This is a genomic window from Microvirga aerilata, assembly GCF_016743775.1.
In the GTDB taxonomy this organism is placed as follows: Bacteria; Pseudomonadota; Alphaproteobacteria; order Rhizobiales; family Beijerinckiaceae; genus Microvirga; species Microvirga aerilata.
The window spans coordinates 1-19,122 of sequence record NZ_JAEQMY010000014.1 but is presented as its reverse complement, the minus strand read 5'-3'; the positions used below and the strand labels follow the sequence as shown (position 1 = coordinate 19,122).

Below are 19,122 nucleotides of genomic sequence, written 5' to 3'. Positions count from 1 at the left end.
AACGCCATGCGTCGGGGCGGGAGCGGCGCTCTGTCACAAGGACGTTATTCCCCAGCCGGGCAGAAACTTAACAGGCGAGAAGGACTTGCCTTCGCGGCCCTGGCATGGTTCTAGCGGTCTAACCCTGCAAGAGGCTCCCGTGCCCACCTTATTCCGGTTCTTCCTCGTCGTTGCCGTTCTGGCGGGTCTTGGCTTTGCGGCCATGTTCGCCCTGGCGACCTTCGTCAAGCCCGATCCGCGCGAGATCAACGCCCCTGTTCAGATCAATCGCACGCCATCCTCATGAGCGGTGCGCGCCACGCCAGCCTCTTTCTGGACATGCTGGCGGCCGAGCGAGGCGCCTCCAAGAACACGCTCGATGCCTACCGACGGGATCTCGACGATTACCTGGCCTATCTGGCCGAGGCGGGCGGGGAGCCCGGCAACGCCACCTCCGCCACGGTCCGGGGGTTCATGGCAAGCCTCGAGGAGCGCGGCCTGAAGGCCACCTCGGCGGCCCGCAGGCTTTCCGCCGTGCGCCAGTTTCACAAGTTTCTTTACGTGGAGGGTTATGCGCCCGCCGATCCGACGGCCGCCGTCTCGGCGCCCAAGCGCGGCAGGGCCTTGCCCAAGGTCCTGTCCGTCGCCGAGGTCGACCGCCTGCTCCAGGTGGCCTACCAGGGCGTCGGGCACCCGGAAGCCTCGGCGCCCGAGCGCCTGCGCGCCGCCCGCATGGCCTGCCTCCTGGAGCTTCTCTACGCCACGGGCCTGCGCGTCTCGGAGCTGATCGCGCTGCCCCGCAGCGCCGCCAGGACCCGGGACCGCTTTCTCGTGGTGCGCGGCAAGGGCGCCAAGGAGCGGCTCGTGCCGCTCACCGATGCGTCCCGGGACGCGGCGCAGGCCTATCTGGCCCTGCTGGAAGAGCAGAAGAAGGCCGCCGGCCCCTGGCTGTTTCCCGCCGACAGCCAGAGCGGCCACCTCACCCGCCAAGCGTTCGCGCGCGACCTGAAGGCCGTTGCCGGGGCGGCGGGCTTGCGGGCCGACAAGATCAGCCCCCACGTGCTCCGCCACGCCTTTGCCAGCCACCTGCTCCAGAACGGGGCTGACCTGCGCGTGGTGCAGGAGCTGCTCGGCCATTCCGACATCTCCACCACGCAGATCTACACCCACGTGCTGGACGAGCGCCTCAAAAGCATGGTGCGCGACCTGCATCCCCTGGCGGAGGGCGGTGAGGGCTAGACGCGATGTTCCTGTCCGTCATGGCAAGTGCCTGAGATGCGGTTGCAAGCAGTTCATGAGGCTTTGCGCAGCTCGGAAGCTAAAAAAATCCTGAGTAAACTACACATTTCACTCTCTGTTCGAAGAGGCAAGTCTTCGGTCATGCCACAAGGGAATCTCAATTGTGCATGTCAAAGAGTTGAACAAAGGACCTTCGGACGGGCGCTGTCGATAGATCCAGCCCCTCGGCGTAAACCATGTCGCATGCCTCTTCATGAACAGAATGCCTATAGTGTTGCATTATTATTAGATAAATACGATATAACATAGTATATAGGGTTCAATTGGGAGTTCGTGATGTCAGCCGGACCGACTGTATGGAGTGACGAGGGCTGGGTAGTTCAAGCGTCAAGCCAGAATTCCTCGGCCATGGCGGTCAACAAAGACGGGTCCCTGCTCCAGGTCTGGTCTGTATGGGATCCGGCGCTCAATGCGGACGTGATTATGGGCCAGCTTCTCGCCTTCGACGGCGAGGTCATTCGAGGTCCCTACGTCATAAGTAGCGGGTGGGCCAACGCGCAAGACCCTTCTGTAGCTGCTCTGGAAGACGGGCGATTTGTCGTCACTTATACAACGAGCGACGGATCCGGAACAGGGATTCAGGGTCAGATCCTAGCTGCAAACGGTCACTATAATCCGCTAACCAGCTTCAGCGTCAATGATCTAAAATCTGGTAACCAGACTGGCTCCGAGGTGATTGCAAGACCGGGTGGCGGCTTCTCGGTATTCTGGGACGGGTACGGCAGTACCTCGGACCGTATAGATATCAAGGGCCGGGATTTCGGCTCTGACGGAAGTGCCTCGCTTCCAGAATACCGGGTCAACACACAAACAGGGTCGAGCGAGGGAAACTCCACCGCAACCTACCTTACCAATGGTAGGATGGTCATAGCATGGAGTTCGTCTTCGACGCGCGCCGAGGGGGAGGTCTACAATTACCTCAAGTTCCGCATACTTGGAGGGGGGGCAATACCGAGTACACCATCGCGGAGCTTCCCATCAACCCGCGGAGCGTCGACGTCGTAGCCCTTGCTAACGGTAGGTTCCTCGTCATGTGGGAAGACGCCGGCGGCGTCTTCGGCAGGATCTATGACTCCAATAATCCCACCCAGCCTGTCTCAGGCATCACCAAATATAGCGATAACAGTACCGCCAGCAGCCCTGCCGTAGTGTCGCTTGGCTACAAAGAATTTGGCGAAGACACGTACGTGCTTGTTTGGACCGAGAAGAGCGCGAGCGGCCAGAACGTCATCATGGGTCGAAAGCTTCATGATGGCCGACGCTCTTACGGTGAGTTCGATGCGTTTGTCATCAGCGTGTTCCCGGAGGGAAGCCAGATTGATCCAAAGGTCGCATCCTTAGGGGATGGACGTTTCACGGTCACCTGGACGACGGATTTCGGCCCTGGAGGGGGATCCGGCATCCGAAGCAAGACCTACGACCTGCGGACAACTTCTGAGACGGACCTCTGGGGTTGGGATGGGGAAAACCGCCACGTGGGTGGGGTTGGTCACGACCATATATGGGGCAATGGTGGCAACGACACGCTTTCTGGTCACAAGGGCAATGATTTCGTAGATGGTGGAACGGGCGACGACATCCTGTCGGGTGGTGAAGGTAACGATACCCTCAACGGCGCTAGGGGAAACGACATTCTTAGGGGCGGCGACGGCAACGACTACGTCAGCTATGTTGATGCATCCGCCGGCGTCATTGTCAACTTGAACGACCGGAGCAAGAATTCAGGTGAGGCCTTTGGAGACTCCTATAGTGGAGTCGAGGGAGTCATTGGCTCCAGCCACAGTGACACCCTGACCGGGTCAGCCGCCGTGCACGAAACCATCAAGGGTGGTGGCGGCGATGACGTGCTTGACGGTGGCAGCTTGTTCGGCCGTGACACCCTCGACGGGGGGGAAGGCTCCGACACCTATAGGGTATATGGCAGCGAGGTTCTCAATGATTCCGGTTCGGGCCTCGGCGACATTGATACCGCCCTCGCAATGGTCAGCTACACGCTGGGGGAAAACGCAGCCGGGATAGAGGTTCTTCAGGCGCAGGATGGCGTCATTCACATAAACCTGACGGGCAACAGCCAGGCCAATAGGCTGGTGGGCAATCTGGGCGACAACCGGCTCGACGGCGCCGGCGGGGCCGACCGCATGCAGGGCAAGGCTGGCAATGATACCTATGTCATCGACCATGATGGCGACCGCGTCGAGGAAAATGCCGGCGAGGGCAACGACCTCGTCCAGGCGAACCGGAGCTACACGCTCACGGCCAACGTGGAGCACCTCGAGACCACCAATGCCTCGGGCACGGGCGCCTTCACGCTCACCGGCAACACGCTGGCCAACCGGATCACCGGCAACGAGGGTGACAATTACCTCTCTGGCCTGGAGAACAACGATACTCTAATCGGCGGCGGCGGTAACGACATCCTGAATGGCGGCGAAGGCATCGACCTCATGGAAGGCGGCGCCGGCGACGACACCTATTACGTCAACAGCCGTTTCGACGAAATCAAGGATGATGCTGGCCTGCGGGACAGGGTGATCACGACCATCTCCTACACTTTGACTGACGAGCGCCTGGAAGAGCTCGAGGCCGCGAACGCCGGCACTTCGACCGACCCGCTCGAGCTCACCGGCAATACCCGCGACAACAAGATCACGGGCAACGTGGGCAACAACGTGCTCACCGGCGACAAAGGCAACGATACCCTCATCGGCGGCGGCGGTCATGACGTCTTCAAGGGCGGCGAAGGCATGGACTCCATGGAGGGCGGCGCCGGTAACGACACCTATTACGTGGACTTCCAGGATTCGATTAAAGATACGGGTGGCACCGACACCCTGGTCGCCACGACGGGCGGCACGTATAAGGCCATGTTCGGGATCGAGAACCTGAAGGCTGCCGATAATATCGCCAATATATGGTTGGTCGGCGATGGCGAGGCCAACGATATTGCCGGCAACGATCTCGACAATACCCTTGAGGGCGGCGGCGGCAACGACCATCTCACCGGGCGCGCGGGCAATGACGTGCTCATCGGCGGAGCGGGTAACGACACCCTGGAGGGTGGCCAGGGCGACGACGTCTACTACGCGGACAGCGGCGATACGATCATCGACGGCCTGGGCTCCGATACCCTGATGATCACGACGGCGGGCACGCACACGCTCACCTTCGCGGATATCGAGAACCTGCAGGCAAAAGAAGGCATTGACGGCATCCACCTCATCGGCGACGGCGCGGCAAATACGCTGACCGGCAACGAACGAGACAACACGCTTGATGGCGGTGCCGGGGCCGACATCATGAACGGCGGCGATGGCAACGACGTCTATCACGTTCGCGACCTGAACGACGTTGTCATAGAACATGATGGAACGAACGGCGGCATCGACACGGTCTATGTGTACGAGAAGGGCTTTGACGTCAGTAAACTCGTGAACGTCGAGAACATCGTCATCATGTACGATCAGACACTCGGCGGCGGCGGCGGCAATGATACTCTCAACGGCGGCGGCGGCAACGATACTCTCAGCGGCGGCGGCAACGACACCTACTACATCTACCTTGGAGATGAAGAGGATGTCATTGCTGAGGATAAAGACCCGGCTAAGGGCGGCTCGAACGACAAGGCTTATATTTTTGTCGACAGCTATGAACTGGACGAGGATGTTGGCATTGAGGTTTTGGCTGTCGGCGAGGGGGTTCAGACCGGTGTCTCGTTGCGAGGCAACAACCTCTCCAACACCATAATCGGCGGCATCGGCAACGACACGCTCGATAGTCACGAGGGTGCGCCCGACCTTCTGAAGGGCGGAGCGGGAGACGATGTCTACTATCTGCGCAATGCAGGCGACGTCATCGACTTCAGTGACGGGCGCGATGCAGGCAACGACACAGTGCATGTGTTGTCCGTAAACATAGGAAATGCTGAGGCCGTCAAAGCCTATGTCGAACACCTCTGGGCACATGGCATTGAGACTGTATGGGTCGATGGCCAGATCTACACACCTCCACCGATCAACAATACCTATTACATACGTTTTGGGAGTGACACGATTGGGGAGGATACGGCCGCGAGTGGAGGCTTTGACACGGCCTACATTTTCATTCCCGAGTACGATCTTCAGGACGACGTCGGCGTCGAGGTTCTGGCGGTGGGCGAGACCGTCACCGATGGCATCAAGATCAGCGGCAACCGGTTCGACAACACCATCATCGGCGGCCAGGGCGGCGACCACCTGATCGGCGAAGCGGGCGAGGACAGCATCACGGGCGCAGCCGGCAACGACTCGCTGGAAGGCGGCGACGACAACGATACTCTCAATGGTGGCGCCGACAACGACACCTTGGATGGTGGTGCCGGCAGCGATCTTCTGCAGGGCGGCACCGGTGACGACGTCTACTTCGTCGACCTCGACGACGAGATCATCGACGAGGGCGGCGACAACGATACGCTGGTCGCCACCGAGGCCGGCACCTACAGCCTGGTCGGCCTCACCATCGAACATGCCTTTGCCGGTGAGGCGGCCGGAGCCGTGCATCTGATCGGCAACAGCGGCGCCAACCAACTCACCGGCAACGACTCCAAGAACACCATAGACGGCGGGCAGGGCGACGACACGCTGTATGGCGGCCTTGTTGAAGACAGCCTGACCGGCGGCGCCGACAACGACAGGCTTTACGGGTATGACGGAGCCGACAGTCTCTTTGGCGACGACGGCGACGACTTCCTCGACGGCGGCGCCGGCAACGACACGCTGCTGGGCGGCCTTGGCGACGACACGCTGATCAGTGGGGGCGGGAACGACTCCATTGATGGCGGCGAGGGCAGCGATATCTATCATCTTGACGGCCAAGCCTGGGACATCAACGATACGGGCAGTGCCACGGATGCCGATTGGGCTTATCTTCTGTCAGGCGACTTCGCAGATGTTGCGGCGATCAGTCGGTACGCGAGGCATCTTTGGAGCCACGGCATAGAAAGAATCTTTGTCGATGGTAAGGAGTGGGAAGAAGGGGGGCCGGGCGACTGGTTCGAGGATCTGCTGGAGAACAACACGATCCTTGAGCATCCGTTTACGGACGACGCCGTCGGCTTCTTCAGGTCCGTCAACGAGGAGAGCGGCGAAACCTATACTTACGAGATGATCGGCGGGGAAGATGCGGAGGGCCGCTTCTACATCGAGGGCAATGTCATTCGCGTGAAGGATGGGTTCCGCATCGACTACGAGCAGCAGCGCGTCTTCGAGATCAAGGTGCTTGTCACGGGCAGTGTGCACGGAACAAAGGAGATGACGTACACCATCGACGTGCGTGATCTTGAGGTCGAGGTTGTCACAGGCTCTGATGGAAATGATCTCCTTGTTTCGGCAGATGAGTCCGATGTGCTCGACGGAGGCGGCGGCAACGATACGCTCATGAGCGGCCTGGGCAACGATGCGCTCACGGGGGGAGAAGGACGAGACGTGTTCGTCTTTGATCTCGTGACGTTCGAAAGCCTCAGCAGCGACCGGATCGTGGATTTCAATGTCAACGAGGACCGGATCGAACTTTCCCAGTACCACTTCAGTGTTCTAGCGCTGGGAGCGCTTGCGGCGGAGAACTTCCACATTGGTGCGCAAGCACAAACCAGGACGCAGCACCTCATCTACAATCAGGCGAACGGCAAGCTGTTTTATGATGTGGATGGCTCCGGCCGGAACGCTGCCGTTGAGATTGCGGACTTCGATGCCTGGAACGGGTCGATCCCGGCCCTGACAAGAGAGCACTTCCGCGTCGTGGAAATCCTCTGACCCGAATGGAGGACGAAAGCCCCTCCATTCAGTGAGCTTGGAAATTCCCTTGCTCTGGCTCAGATCAGGGAAAAGGAAAGCCATCAGCGAATCTCGCGAGTGGCTTTTGCGGCGCTACCGCCGCTTGAGCAAAAACACGCCTTGGTCGCCGAGCAGGTTCCAGGCCCACCAGGGCAGGGTCATGCGCATGGGCTGGCCGGCGGCGTTGAGCGCCACCGCCTTTTCCATCTGCGCGCCGACCTCGCGGCACAGCTCCACGAAGTCGCGGATGGTGCAGAAATGGATGTTGGGGGTGTCGTACCAGGAATAGGGCATGTTCTCGGTCACCGGCATGCGCCCGCGGATGCCTAAGTCGAAGCGCACGCGCCAGTGGCCGAAATTGGGGAAGGACACGATGGCCCGGCGGCCGATGCGCAGGAGATGCTCCAGCACCACCCGGGGCTGGCGGGTGGCCTGGATCGTCTGCGACAGGATCACGTAGTCGAAGGCATCGTCCGGGTAATCCGCCAAGTCCGTGTCCGCATCGCCCTGGATCACGGCCAGGCCTTTGGTCAGGCACGCATTCACGCCCTCGCGGGAGATCTCGATGCCGCGCCCGTCGACACCCTTGCGGTCGCGCAGGAGGGCCAGGAGCGAACCGTCGCCGCAGCCGATGTCGAGCACGCGGGAGCCGGGCTCGACCATGTCGGCCACCAGGAGAAAGTCGAGGCGGTGGCCGGACTCGCTGTCGGTCGCGGGCAGGGCGGCGGCGGTCATGCGATCCCCCGGGCGCGCGCGGCCCCGTCGATGAAGCCGCGGGCCGCCGCGAACATCTCGGGCTCGTCGAGCAGGAACGCATCGTGGCCCTTGTCGCTCTCCACCTCCACGAAGGCGACGGAGGCCGCCGCCGCGTTGAGCGCGTGCACGATGGCCCGCGAGTCGGAGGTGGGAAACAGCCAGTCCGAGGTGAACGAGATCACGCAAAAGCGCGTGGCCGAGCCCTTGAAGGCCTTGGCCAGGCTGCCGCCGTGCTCCGCCGCGAGGTCGAAATAGTCCATGGCCCGGGTGACGTAGAGATAGGAGTTCGCGTCGAACCGCTCGACAAAGGAGATGCCCTGGTAGCGCAGGTAGCTCTCGATCTGGAAATCGGCATCGAACGAGAAGGTCGGGGCGCTGCGGTCCTGGAAGTTGCGCCCGAACTTCCGGTGCAGGGCCATCTCGGACAGATAGGTGATGTGCGCGCCCATCCGGGCGACCGCAAGGCCCTTGGAGGGGCGGGTGCCCTCCACGAGATAGCGGCCGCGCCGCCACTCGGGATCGGCCATCACGGCCTGGCGGCCGACCTCGTGGAAGGCGATGTTCTGGGCCGAATGGCGCGCCGCCGTGGCGATGGGGAGCGCGGCGAAGACCCGGTCCGGGTAGGTCACGGCCCATTGCAGCACCTGCATGCCGCCCATGGAGCCGCCGACCACGCAGAACAGGGTCTCGATCCCGAGGCGCTCGATGAGCGCAGCCTGCGCCCGCACCATGTCGCGCACGGTCACGACGGGGAAATCGAGCGCGTAGGGCTCGCCCGTGGCCGGGTTGATCGAAGCGGGGCCGGTGGTGCCCATGCAGCCGCCGATCACATTGGCGCAGATCACGAAGAACCGGTTCGTGTCCACCGGCCGACCGGGGCCGACCATCGGCAGCCACCAGCCGGGCTTGGCCGTCACCGGGTTGTCGTTCGCCACATGCTGGTCGCCGGTGAGCGCATGGCAGATCAGCACCGCGTTCGACCGGTCCGCATTGAGGGTGCCGTAGGTCTGGTAGGCGATCTGCCAGGGGCTCAGCGCCACGCCCGCATCCATCATCAGCGGCTCGTCCGCGCCGAAGCGCATGACGGGGCTCGACGGGTCATCGACCTGGCTTCGCGGTTCGGAGGCAAGGGGGGCAAAGGACATGGTGTGCTGGAAACGTTCGTTCTTTCGAACAACCGGTACTGCGGGGAGGCCACGGCGTCAACGAACATAACGTCCCGGCAAGAGGCTTCGGAGTGTCGCTCCTGGTTGTCCGAAGGGCCGGAAAGGGGATCCACTCCACGCTTGACGCTGATAGATTCCCTTCCCCTCCGCTTCGCTGCGGCCGGGAATGACACCAGGGTCAGCACCACAAGGGCAGCGCCACCCTGTCATCCCCGGCGAGCCGTAGGCGATGGAAGGGGATCCAGAACCGCTGACGCTGCAGAACAGGCACCTCCAATGGCGCCGGGTGGCTCCTGCCGCAAAGGTCGGGTCCGGCTCCCCGCCGGCACGGGATCGCCTGCGGGCGCGTTCTGCTTTTGTTCTTGACTTTATGCCTAACCTTGGCTATGGGTATGCGGGTCCGGTCTCACGAGGGACGCGCCCGAGGCGTCGGTTGTGGAGGCGGGATGCGGTTCCGGCCGCTGCAGGACAAGACGCTGGTCGTGCATGCCGGGGGCCTGAGTGGAGGATGCGAGGCGGCAGCCTGTTCGGGCGGGCTGGCGCCGTCGGCCTTCCAAGCCTTGCCGGCCCGAGGATCTTCATCAAGGGCCGCGCTCGAGAAGCGCCGTGAAGCGGGTCTGAGGGTCTAGTCCCTGATCCCGCCGGAGCGCAAGGCTCAGGGCCGAAAAGCCGTGCGCGGGCGGTGGCCTGCTTCTCATCCGGGCGGATCTCCCGTCCCGACCCCGCTTTCGCGCGCTCTGCCCGAGCAGCGAAGCAGATCCAAGTCCCGCGCTTCCCTCGCCCCACGAGACAAGCCAGGACCAGCCGAAAGCCCTTCGCGCCAAAAGCGCGAAGCCGCTCCCTCCTGTGCGGGCCTGCCCCACGAACCCTGTGCGATCAGGGATGACAAGCGGGGCCAAAATCGTCAAAGAAGGGCGCATTCACGAGGATCCCGCTCATGTCCGCCGACACGCCCGCTCCGTCTCTTGCCGACCTGCGCCAGGAGATCGACCGTATCGACGAGGCGATGCACCGGCTGCTCATGGAGCGCGGCACCATCATCGACCGGCTGATCGCCTCCAAGAAGGCCTCCGAGACGGGCATCAGCTCCGCGTTCCGCCCCGGGCGCGAGGCGTCGATGATGCGGGCGCTCGCCGCGCGCCACGAAGGGCTTCTCCCCCTCGATACGGTGGAGGGCATCTGGCGGGTGATCATCGGCACCTTCACCTATGTGCAGTCCAACTATGCGGTTCACGCCGACATCTCCGGAGGCGACGCGCCCATGCGCGACTCGGTCCGGTTCCATTTCGGCTTCACGGTTCCCTATGTCAGCCATCCGAGCGCGGCGGCGGTGATCGAGGCCGTGGCCTCCTCCCGCGGCGATCTCGGGGTCTTCCGCCTCGACCAGGGCGCCACGAGCGGCGCCTGGTGGCGCACCTTGGCCGACCGGGACCGCCCGAAGGTGATCGCCCGGCTGCCCTTCATCGAGCGGCCGGACCATCCCGCCGGCACCCCGGTCTTCGTCATCTCCAAGCCCCTGGTGGACGCGGCCGTGCGGGACGTGGTGCTCTATGCCGCCCAGTTCGAGCGCTGGCACCGGGGTGCGAACGAGGCCCTGATCCGCCTCGGCGGCGAGGTGGTGGCGAGCGCGGCCGACGCCCATGGGCTGTCGGAGCTCATCGCCGTGCCGGGCACGGTCGAGCCCGCGCAGCTGCGCCAGACCCTGACCAAGGCAGGCGCAAGTCTCGCTCAGCTGGCCGAGATCGGCAGCCATGCCGAACGTTTCCACGTGAAATAAACCTCAGGCTGCGCTAGAGCCCTTTTTGCCCATTCGACCGATCCTGAGGAATTCCCCATGTCCGCTCGTCCCCAGCCCCGTCCCGGCGTGATGCAGATCGAGGCCTACGTGCCCGGCAAGAGCTCGGCCGCAGGGGTGGCGAAGATCTACAAGCTGTCCTCCAACGAGACGCCGCTCGGCCCCTCGCCCAAGGCGGCGGAGGCGGTCCGCGGCTTCAACCATCTCGAGCTTTACCCGGACGGCGGCGCCGCCAGGCTGCGTGAGGCGATTGCGGCCAGGTACGGCCTCGACGCGAACCGGATCGTCTGCGGCTCGGGCTCGGACGAACTCCTGTCCCTGATCACGAACACCTATGTGGGGCCGGGCGACGAGGGCATCTTCACGGAGCACGGCTTCCTGGTCTACCGCATCGCCGTCCTGGCGGCCGGCGGCGTGCCCGTGGTGGCGCCGGAGAAGGATTACCGCACGGATGTGGATGCGATCCTTTCGAGGGTCACGGACAGGACTAGGATCGTTTTTCTCGCCAACCCCAACAACCCGACCGGCACCTACATCCCGTTCGACGAGGTGAAGCGCCTGCATGCGGGCCTGCCGCCCCATGTGGTGCTGGTGCTCGATGCGGCCTATGCGGAATATGTGCGCCGCAACGACTACGAGTCGGGGCTGGAGCTCGTCGCCACCTCCGAGAACGTGGTGATGACCCGCACCTTCTCGAAGATCTACGGCCTTGCGAACATGCGCCTCGGCTGGATGGTGGCGCCCGCCCATGTCGTCGATGCGGTCAACCGCATCCGCGGCCCCTTCAACGTCAACGGCCCGGCCATGGCGGCCGGCATCGCGGCGATCCAGGACGAAGCCCATGTGGCCAGGGCGGTCGAGCACAACGAGCGCTGGGCCGCCTGGCTCACCCGCGAGATCGAGGCCCTGGGCCTGAAGGTGACGCCGAGCGTCGGCAACTTCCTGATGATCCATTTTCCGCAGGACGCCGGCCGGACGGCCAAGGACGCGGACGCGTTTCTCTCCAGCCGCGGCCTGATCCTGCGCCGGATCGATGCCTATGGCCTGCCGCACGCCCTGCGCCTGACGGTGGGCGACGAGGAGGCGAACCGGCTTGTGGTCGCGGCGCTCCGCGATTTCCTGAACGGCACGAAAACCCATGCCTGAGCGTCTCGGACCTCCCCTCGACGCGCCGCTCTTCGAGCGCGTTGCCCTCGTCGGTCTCGGGCTGATCGGCTCGTCGATCGCGCGAGCCGCGCGGCACATGAACCTTGCGCGCGCCATCGTGGCCATCGACGCGGATGAGCGGGTGGTCGCACGGGTGCGGGAGCTGGGCATCGCCGATGAGGCGACCACCGATGCCGCCGCCGGCGTGAAGGATGCGGATCTCGTGATCCTGTGCGTGCCGGTGGGCGTGTGCGGACGGGTGGCCGAGGCCCTGCGCCCAGGCCTCAAGCCCGGCTGCATCGTGTCGGATGTGGGCTCGGTGAAGGCGTCCGTGGTGGCCCAGGTGCAGCCGCATCTGCCCGAGGGCGTGCATTTCGTGCCGGCCCACCCGGTGGCAGGCACCGAGCATTCGGGTCCCGATGCGGGCTTTTCGACCCTGTTCCATAACCGCTGGTGCATCCTCACCCCGCCGGAGGGAACCGACGAAGGCGCCGTCGAGCGCGTGCGTGCCTTCTGGACCGCCATGGGCTCCAATGTGGAGATCATGACGGCGCAGCATCACGATCTGGTGCTGGCCATTACCAGCCACGTGCCGCACCTGATCGCCTACAACATCGTCGGCACGGCGGCGGATCTGGAAACCGTCACGCAAGGGGAGGTCATCAAGTTCTCCGCCGGCGGCTTTCGCGACTTCACCCGCATCGCCGCCTCCGACCCGACCATGTGGCGCGACGTCTTCCTGCACAACCGGGAGGCCGTGCTGGAAATGCTCGGCCGCCTCAACGAGGACATTGCGCTGCTCGCGCGCGCCATCCGCTGGGGCGAGGGCGACAAGCTGTTCGATCTCTTCACCCGCACCCGCGCCATCCGCCGCGGCATCATCTCGTCGGGGCAGGAAACGCCGGAGCCCGATTTCGGCCGCAGGCGCGAGGACAAGGCGTAAGCGGCATTACTCCACCGTCGTTCCGGGGCGGCCAAAGGCCGAGCCCGACCCGAAGGGCCGCGCTGCAAGCGTGGAAATCCATAACCACTACGGGTGCAGAATGAGGTGTAACGCTCCCCGCACTTCTTGAAACGTCGTGTTTATGGACTCCGGGCTCCGCTACGCGGCCCCGGAATGACAATGTGTGGAGCCCCATCAATAAAGCGGCTGCAGCTTCACGTTGGGGATCACGAAAGGCCCCATGGCCAGGAAGCCGTTCTCGAGGCGCAGGGGCGGAAGAGGCGCCAGCTGCGGCTTGGCGTTCGGCTGGGCCGGGGCCCGGCCTTGCCCCAGCAGCATGCCCAACAGGTTGCCGCCGAGCCTGCCACCCGTCAGGTTGCCGAGCAGGCCGTCGAGGCCGGCGGCCGACAGGTTGAGCTGGCCCGCGGGCCGGTGCTGCTCGTCGAGGCGAAGATCCCCCTTGGCCTCGATCTGGCGGGAGCCCTTGGTGGCCGCCAGCATCAGGATGTCGAGCTTGCCGCCCGCGTTGCGCCAGAGCTCCATCTCCTCGGCGATGGTGCCGCCCTTGAAGCCGTCGGCCCGGGTCACGGTGACGTCTGCGGTCAGGTTGGCGGGCTCCCCGCCGCCGATCAGGGCGTCGAGCAAGGGGATCCGGGCCTCCGTCACGGAGGCCGCCACGTCACGGGCCTGCTCGCCCGCCCTGGACGGATTGGGCCGAACGTGAAGCTCCAGGCGGCTGCCGGATCCGGCAATCTCCCCGCCGCCGATTCCCGTGACCGTCACCTTGGGGGCGGTGGCCGCAAGCGACAGGCGCTGCAAGCCGGCCGGCGTGGCATTGATGCTGGCCTGTAGGAGGTCCCAGGTTCCCTGCACCGTCACGGCGCCGTCGGTCACGCGCAAGGGGCCCGCGACCTCGGTGATGATGCGACGGGGCTGATAGATCTGGGCGACGGCCTCGGTGCGCCCGAAGGAGGCGGTCACCGCGCCGCGCTTCAGGTCGAGGGAGTTGCAGACGATCTCGATGCGGAACGGATAGCCGGCGATGGTGCGGTCCCCGCAGGTCCATTGCCGTCCGCTCCGCGCCTCCGCGGCCAGCCAGCCGTCGAGGGCGTCGGCCGCGCGGTTGCGGATCACGAACCAGGCGATGCTCCAGGCGATCGCGAGAAGAAGCAGCAGGACGAAGGGCGTGTAGAGCCAGAAACGGCTGCGGCGAGGGCTTCCCGACGGGGCGGCCTGATCCATGCGCGATCTCCTGTTGTGCGGGTGCTTGGTACCTGCAGCGCCTCGTGCGGACAAGGGGACCCCGGACGTGGGAGCCTCACTTGTGCGCGACAAGGATGCCTTCACCGAAACCAAGCCATCGAATCGATTCCAAAAGTGGTGTCCCCTAGCGGGTCCGATGCTATAGGCCCGAAGCAGGCAAGGTTCGGGCATGGATGACATGAAGGACGCGTCGGAGGATTTGTGGGTTTTCGGCTACGGCTCGCTCATGTGGCGGCCGGGGTTTTCCTATCTCGAACGGGCCCACGCCCATCTCTACGGCTATCACCGTTCGCTCTGCGTCTTCTCCCACGTGCATCGGGGAACGCCCGAGCATCCGGGCCTCGTGCTGGGGCTCGACCGGGGCGGACGCTGCCACGGCGTCGCCTTTCGGGTGGCGCCCGAGGAGGAAAGGGCCACGATCCAGTATCTGCGCGAGCGCGAGCAGGTCACGGCCGTCTATCTGGAGCGCCGGCTGCCCGTGCGGCTCGCCGACGGCCGCCGGGTTCGCGCGCTCGCCTATGTGGTCGACCGCTACCATGGGCAATATGCGGGCCGGCTGTCCTTCGAGGAGGTGCTCCGGTTCGTGCGTCAGGGACAGGGCGTGTCCGGGCGCAACCCGGACTATGTCCGCTCCACCTACGAACATCTCATCGGCATGAATGTCGTCGATCCGCTCCTGCACAGGATCGTGGGCGCGATCGATCAGGAGGCCTGAGTCTCGTTCTCGCGCAGATCCTCGAAGATCGCGCGGCGGTCGGCCTCCGTTTCGGCGAGCCGATGGATGTGCAGCTCGGTGGCGCCGAGCCCCTGAACCTTCGCCAGCCAGCGCATGCGGGTTTGCTCGGCGGGCTCGGCAGCCGCCATGGCGGCGTCGACGATCAGGCCCGCTCCGCTCCGGTCCCGCCTCACGGCAAGGATCACGGCGTCCGTCACTTCCAGGAGTTCCGTCTCGGTGAGCGGATGCACGCCGACGATGTAGCGGCGTCCCGACCGGCCGCGCCAGGAGCTCAAGGTGGAAGAGGAGCGAAGCCCTGCGGTCGCCCGTAGCCTTTCCTCGCGCACGCCAGCCCTCCGCACTCGGTCGTTGCGGAGGTCCCGCATGGCCGTATTCCAGGATATGGTTCGTTTGTTCGCCATATGTTCTTATATGTAAGAACGCCCAGGTGAGTCGTCAAGATTGCCGGAAGCTTGGCCGGGCTTGGGTTTAGGCGTTTTTCGCAAGGATTTGTCATCTCCGTCGCAGGCTGGGCGGGAAGGGGATCCATGGCTGCGTGCACGCAAGTGGATCCCCCTTCTGCTGGCGCGTCCTTTCGGAAGTACCGGCGAGCAGATCCTATCCGGCTTTTGACAGGGAGGCCTCGGACGGCGAGGAGGGAACGAGGCCGAGTTCCCTTTGACCCTCGGCCAGCAGCCGGTCGGAAGCCTCCTCGATCCTCTCCTGGACCTCTTTGAAGAAATCCTCGCGCGGCAGGCCCGGAGGGATGGGATCGAGAACCTCGATCACGACCGTGCCGGGGCGACGGATGAACTGGCGGCGCGGCCAGTAGAGGCCGGTGTTCAGGGCCACCGGAATGCAGGGAAAGCCGAGATTCTGGTAAAGATGCGCAACGCCGTACTTATAGGCCGGAGGAGCGCCTGGGGGCCGGCGCGTTCCTTCCGGGAAGATGATGATCTGGCGCCCGTGGCGGGCCTCCTCCTTGGCCCGCGCGGTCATCTGCACCAGAGCCAGCGAGCCTGCCTTGCGGTCGACCGGGACGCAGCCTGCCTTCCACAGATACCAGCCGAAGAGGGGGATCCACATCAGCTCGCGCTTCAGGATGTAGGTCGGATCGTCCAGGATCGTCACCAGGGTGAAGGTTTCGTGGAAGGACTGGTGCTTGGCCGCCACCAGCGCCCCGCCCGGCGGGATCTTCTCCCGGCCGCGAATCTCGATCTTCGTTCCGACGATCACCCGCAGAAGCCACAGGGACGAGCGGCCCCACAGCTTGACCCCCTGCATGAAGACCCGGGGCGGCACAAGGAGGCCCGGAAACAGCAGGACCAGCCACAGAACCAGATTGGCGTAGAAGGCGACGTTGAACAGGAGGGAGCGGACGATCAGCATGGCTTCATGAAAGGAAAAGCGGAGCATCGCGCTCCGCGGGCGCTCACCTTAGCGCATCGTGCAAGAAAGTGGACCCGGTTTTCCGCCCCGGCTCTAGCGCCAGAGAGGCTCGGCGATCATCTGCCTTTTCGACGGAGCCCCACCGCTGATGATGTGGGCGACCGAGGAGCGCTCCGGGTCGTCCTCGAACCGGGTGCGAACCCAGACCGCCAGGAACTTCAGGTACTCCGTGAAGATCACCCGGGCCACGGCCGGGTTGTGCCACCAGTCGTGCGGGTCGATGGTGGCGGCCACCGGATAGGCGATCTTCTGAAGGTTCGGCAGGGCGTGGTCGAGCTCCACCAGGGTGCGCGGCATGTGGTAGTTCGAGGTCACCACGATGATCGCGTCGAACCCGTTCGCCTCCGTCCAGCGCCGGGTTTCGATGGCGTTGCCGATGGTGTTGCGGGCCCGGTAGTCGAGATCCACGCAGCAGTCGAACAGCCGCCGCTGGCCGGGATTGAGGTTGGAGATCTGCTCGCGGCTGGTCTTCTCGTTGACGCCGGAGATCAGCAGGCGTTTGGCATAGCCCTGCGCCAGAAGGTCGATGGCTTCGCCGATCCGCTGCGCCCCGCCGGTGAGCGCCACGATCCCGTCGGCGCGCGTCTCGGGCGCCCGCTCGAAGCGGTTGAGGCTGTAGACGAAGCCCAGAAATCCGAGGAATCCAACGACCAGGGCAAGGCTGAAGCTCCAGAAGCCGAGGCCCAGCATACGTCTCGCCCACGACCGTCTGGCCTGTGGCTTAGGCGATCCTGACATCGTCCAGCCCCAACCTACGGCCTCTGTGGCGTCCAGGGCGTTCGGCGTCGCCCAACTCTGCGTTCGCGCGGTCATCCTGGACGAGGATAATGGAGAATGCGGCAATGGAGAGGCAACCCTCTATTTCCGTGTTAACAATCACCATCAACCATTTTCGTTAAGAAAGCGTCTCACGGTCAGGCGCGACACGATGCCCGTGACCACCGCCACCAGAAGCGCGATGAGGACGACGACCGCGTAGCCGGTCCAGCTGATCGTGAAGGCGCCGAACAGGGCCTCGATCTGGTCGCCCGCCGGGCTCGCCCGCCAGGAGCGGGCCATGAACCCTAGGAGCAGGGTCAGGAGAAGTGCTGCGCCCGCGCCCAGGGCGCTGCCGCGCAGGCCGAGCCTGAAGAAGTGGCGCTGGAACTCCTTGGCGATGAAGGCATCGTTCGCGCCCACGAAGTGGAGCACGTCCACCACCTCCCAGTTGCCCGCCATGGCGCCCCGGGTGGCGAAGATGACCGCAAGTCCCGCCGCCACGAGCACCAGGGCGACCAGGAACACGCCGATGCTGATGATGGTGTTGGCCATGGTCGAGAGCCGGGAGACCCAGAGCGCGTGATCGTCCAGGGTGGCCCCCGGCACCTCGCCCTGAAGGGACTGCCTCAAGGCGCTGAAATCGGGCTTTGCGTTCTCCCGGATCTTGATCACGATCAGGCGCGGCACCGGCAAATCGTTGAAGTTGAGGCCCGTTCCGAGCCATGGCTCGAGCAGGCGCTCGGATTCCTCTTTGGTGAAGGCCTGGGCCTGCTCCACCCCCGGCGCCCGGCGCGCGAGGGCCACCGCGCGCTCCACGTCCTGGTCGATGGAGCGCTGCGGGTTGGGGCGGATCTGGATGGTGACCTCCCGGGCGATCTCGGAGCGCCACTGGGCGGAGCTTGCGGCGATCAGCTCGGCGCCCCCTGCGCAAAGCGCCGCCAGGAAGGTCAGGATGGCGATGACGGCGGCCAGCGCCTGCCCGCCGGCCGAGTCCACGGGCACGAGGGGGGCGTTGCGGCTGAGCGAGGCGGGCAGGGCCCGCTTCTGCCCGTTCGGGGCCGCGGCCTTTCTGGCTCGCGGTTGGGGCGAGGCGCTCATCCCGCTCACTCGTCGATGTGCAGCCGGCCGTCGCCGAGCACGAGGCGGCGGACGTCGAGCTGGTCCATGAGGCTGAAATCGTGGGTCGCGATGACGACGGAGGTTCCAAGCCGGTTGAGCTCGATGAAGAGGCGCAGGAGGCGGCGGGCGAGCGACGGGTCCACGTTGCCGGTCGGCTCGTCCGCCAGCAGCAGGTCGGGGCGCACGATCAGCGCCCGGGCGATCGCCGCGCGCTGCTTCTCGCCGCCGGACAGCACGGGCGGCAGCATGTGCATGCGGTCCCCCAGGCCCACCCAGCGCAGAAGCTCCACCACTTCGGCCCGGTAGCTCGCCTCCTCCTTGCCCTGCACCCTGAGCGGCAGGGCCACGTTCTCGTAGGTGGTCAGGTGATCGAGCAGGCGGAAGTCTTGGAACACCACGCCCATGCGGCGGCGCAAGCCCGTCAGGTCGTCCTTGGAGATCTTCGAGACGTCCTCGCCGAAAAGGGACACCAGGCCCCTTGTCGGCTTGACCGAGAGCAGGATCAGTCTCAGGAGCGTTGTCTTTCCGGCGCCGGACGGGCCGGTGAGGAACTGGAACGAGTTGGGCTCGATGGAGAAGGTCAGGTCACGCAGGACCTCGGGCCCCATGCCGTAACGCACGCCCACATTCTCGAAGTGCACGGACGGGGCCGCGCCTACCTCATAGTCCTCGTCGTAAAACGCCCTCACGCGTGCCCGAGCCATCCTTAAGGGTTGAAGTCCTGTGGCGGGGAAGCCCGCGATTCGCTTCCTTATCGCTCCTTTATGGTTAGCAAGCCATAAACTTGCGGATCGAGGACGGGAAGCGAGCGCTTCGCGGGACTTTGCCGCAGGAGCCCCGCGAAGCGCGCCGCGTCGTCAGCGGGCGCAGGACCGGGAAGGGGTCCTTGGCGGTCCCTGTGTGAGTGGATTCCCTTCCCCTGCGCT

Annotated in this window: 16 protein-coding genes; 8 read left to right on the top strand and 8 right to left on the bottom strand. The window is 64.7% G+C overall.

Going from position 1 to position 19,122, the window contains the following annotated elements; all coding sequences use genetic code 11:
• Nucleotides 1-139 precede the first annotated feature (139 nt).
• The 4 genes from JKG68_RS11850 (at nt 140) to JKG68_RS33405 (ending at nt 7,064) form a co-directional block, all read left to right on the top strand.
• Nucleotides 140-286, top strand: a complete 147-nt coding sequence (locus JKG68_RS11850) for a histidine kinase (RefSeq protein WP_202059569.1) — start codon at nt 140-142, stop codon at nt 284-286.
• Nucleotides 283-1,218 carry a site-specific tyrosine recombinase XerD gene (xerD, locus tag JKG68_RS11845; protein WP_202059567.1) on the top strand — a complete coding sequence of 312 codons (936 nt, stop codon included), beginning with the start codon at nt 283-285 and terminating at the stop codon, nt 1,216-1,218. Before JKG68_RS11850 ends, xerD begins: the two co-directional genes overlap by 4 nt.
• Before the next feature lie 408 nt (nt 1,219-1,626).
• Nucleotides 1,627-2,283, top strand: coding sequence for a hypothetical protein (locus JKG68_RS33410; protein ID WP_202059565.1), 657 nt, complete (start codon nt 1,627-1,629; stop codon nt 2,281-2,283).
• Nucleotides 2,284-2,309: 26 nt separating this feature from the next.
• The gene (locus JKG68_RS33405; protein WP_202059563.1) at nt 2,310-7,064 is read left to right on the top strand and encodes a calcium-binding protein; all 4,755 of its coding nucleotides are present in this window, start codon (nt 2,310-2,312) and stop codon (nt 7,062-7,064) included.
• Nucleotides 7,065-7,178: 114 nt separating this feature from the next.
• Here the strand turns inward: JKG68_RS33405 and metW are convergent, their stop codons facing one another.
• On the bottom strand, nt 7,179-7,820 hold the full coding sequence (gene metW / locus JKG68_RS11830) for a methionine biosynthesis protein MetW (RefSeq protein WP_202059561.1): 642 nt from the start codon (nt 7,818-7,820) through the stop codon (nt 7,179-7,181).
• Nucleotides 7,817-8,986: a homoserine O-acetyltransferase MetX gene (gene metX, locus JKG68_RS11825; protein ID WP_202059559.1), complete on the bottom strand. Its 1,170-nt coding sequence runs from the start codon at nt 8,984-8,986 to the stop codon at nt 7,817-7,819. Before metX ends, metW begins: the two co-directional genes overlap by 4 nt.
• Nucleotides 8,987-9,944: 958 nt before the next feature.
• Here metX and JKG68_RS11820 point away from each other — a divergent pair.
• Genes JKG68_RS11820 through JKG68_RS11810 form a run of 3 tightly spaced genes read left to right on the top strand, consistent with a single transcriptional unit; the run spans nt 9,945 to nt 12,891 of the window.
• Nucleotides 9,945-10,784 (top strand): chorismate mutase, encoded by an 840-nt coding sequence (locus JKG68_RS11820; RefSeq protein ID WP_202059557.1) that lies wholly within the window; start codon nt 9,945-9,947, stop codon nt 10,782-10,784.
• Between the two features lie 57 nt (nt 10,785-10,841).
• Nucleotides 10,842-11,948: a histidinol-phosphate transaminase gene (gene hisC / locus JKG68_RS11815; RefSeq protein WP_202059555.1), complete on the top strand. Its 1,107-nt coding sequence runs from the start codon at nt 10,842-10,844 to the stop codon at nt 11,946-11,948.
• Entirely contained in the window at nt 11,941-12,891 is a 951-nt protein-coding gene (locus tag JKG68_RS11810; protein WP_202059553.1) for a prephenate/arogenate dehydrogenase family protein, read from the top strand. Before hisC ends, JKG68_RS11810 begins: the two co-directional genes overlap by 8 nt.
• A 195-nt stretch (nt 12,892-13,086) precedes the next feature.
• Here the strand turns inward: JKG68_RS11810 and JKG68_RS11805 are convergent, their stop codons facing one another.
• On the bottom strand, nt 13,087-14,133 hold the full coding sequence (locus JKG68_RS11805) for a DUF2125 domain-containing protein (protein ID WP_202059551.1): 1,047 nt from the start codon (nt 14,131-14,133) through the stop codon (nt 13,087-13,089).
• 199 nt (nt 14,134-14,332) lie between these two features.
• Between JKG68_RS11805 and JKG68_RS11800 the strand changes: the two genes are divergently transcribed.
• Nucleotides 14,333-14,869 (top strand): gamma-glutamylcyclotransferase, encoded by a 537-nt coding sequence (locus JKG68_RS11800; protein WP_376773140.1) that lies wholly within the window; start codon nt 14,333-14,335, stop codon nt 14,867-14,869.
• On the opposite strand, the gene JKG68_RS11795 is transcribed toward JKG68_RS11800, so the two are convergent.
• The 5 genes from JKG68_RS11795 to ftsE form a co-directional block, all read right to left on the bottom strand.
• On the bottom strand, nt 14,857-15,255 hold the full coding sequence (locus JKG68_RS11795; protein ID WP_246515358.1) for a hypothetical protein: 399 nt from the start codon (nt 15,253-15,255) through the stop codon (nt 14,857-14,859). The two genes, JKG68_RS11800 and JKG68_RS11795, sit on opposite strands and share 13 nt — an antisense overlap.
• A gap of 232 nt (nt 15,256-15,487) precedes the next feature.
• Nucleotides 15,488-16,258 carry a lysophospholipid acyltransferase family protein gene (locus tag JKG68_RS11790; protein WP_202059787.1) on the bottom strand — a complete coding sequence of 257 codons (771 nt, stop codon included), beginning with the start codon at nt 16,256-16,258 and terminating at the stop codon, nt 15,488-15,490.
• A 93-nt stretch (nt 16,259-16,351) separates the two neighbouring features.
• Entirely contained in the window at nt 16,352-17,131 is a 780-nt protein-coding gene (locus JKG68_RS11785; protein WP_202059545.1) for a YdcF family protein, read from the bottom strand.
• 69 nt (nt 17,132-17,200) lie between these two features.
• Complete coding sequence (locus tag JKG68_RS11780) at nt 17,201-18,175, bottom strand: cell division protein FtsX (protein ID WP_202059543.1); 975 nt, start codon at nt 18,173-18,175, stop codon at nt 17,201-17,203.
• Between the two features lie 5 nt (nt 18,176-18,180).
• Nucleotides 18,181-18,900 carry a cell division ATP-binding protein FtsE gene (ftsE, locus tag JKG68_RS11775; RefSeq protein WP_210346302.1) on the bottom strand — a complete coding sequence of 240 codons (720 nt, stop codon included), beginning with the start codon at nt 18,898-18,900 and terminating at the stop codon, nt 18,181-18,183.
• Between the last annotated feature and the right edge of the window lie 222 nt (nt 18,901-19,122).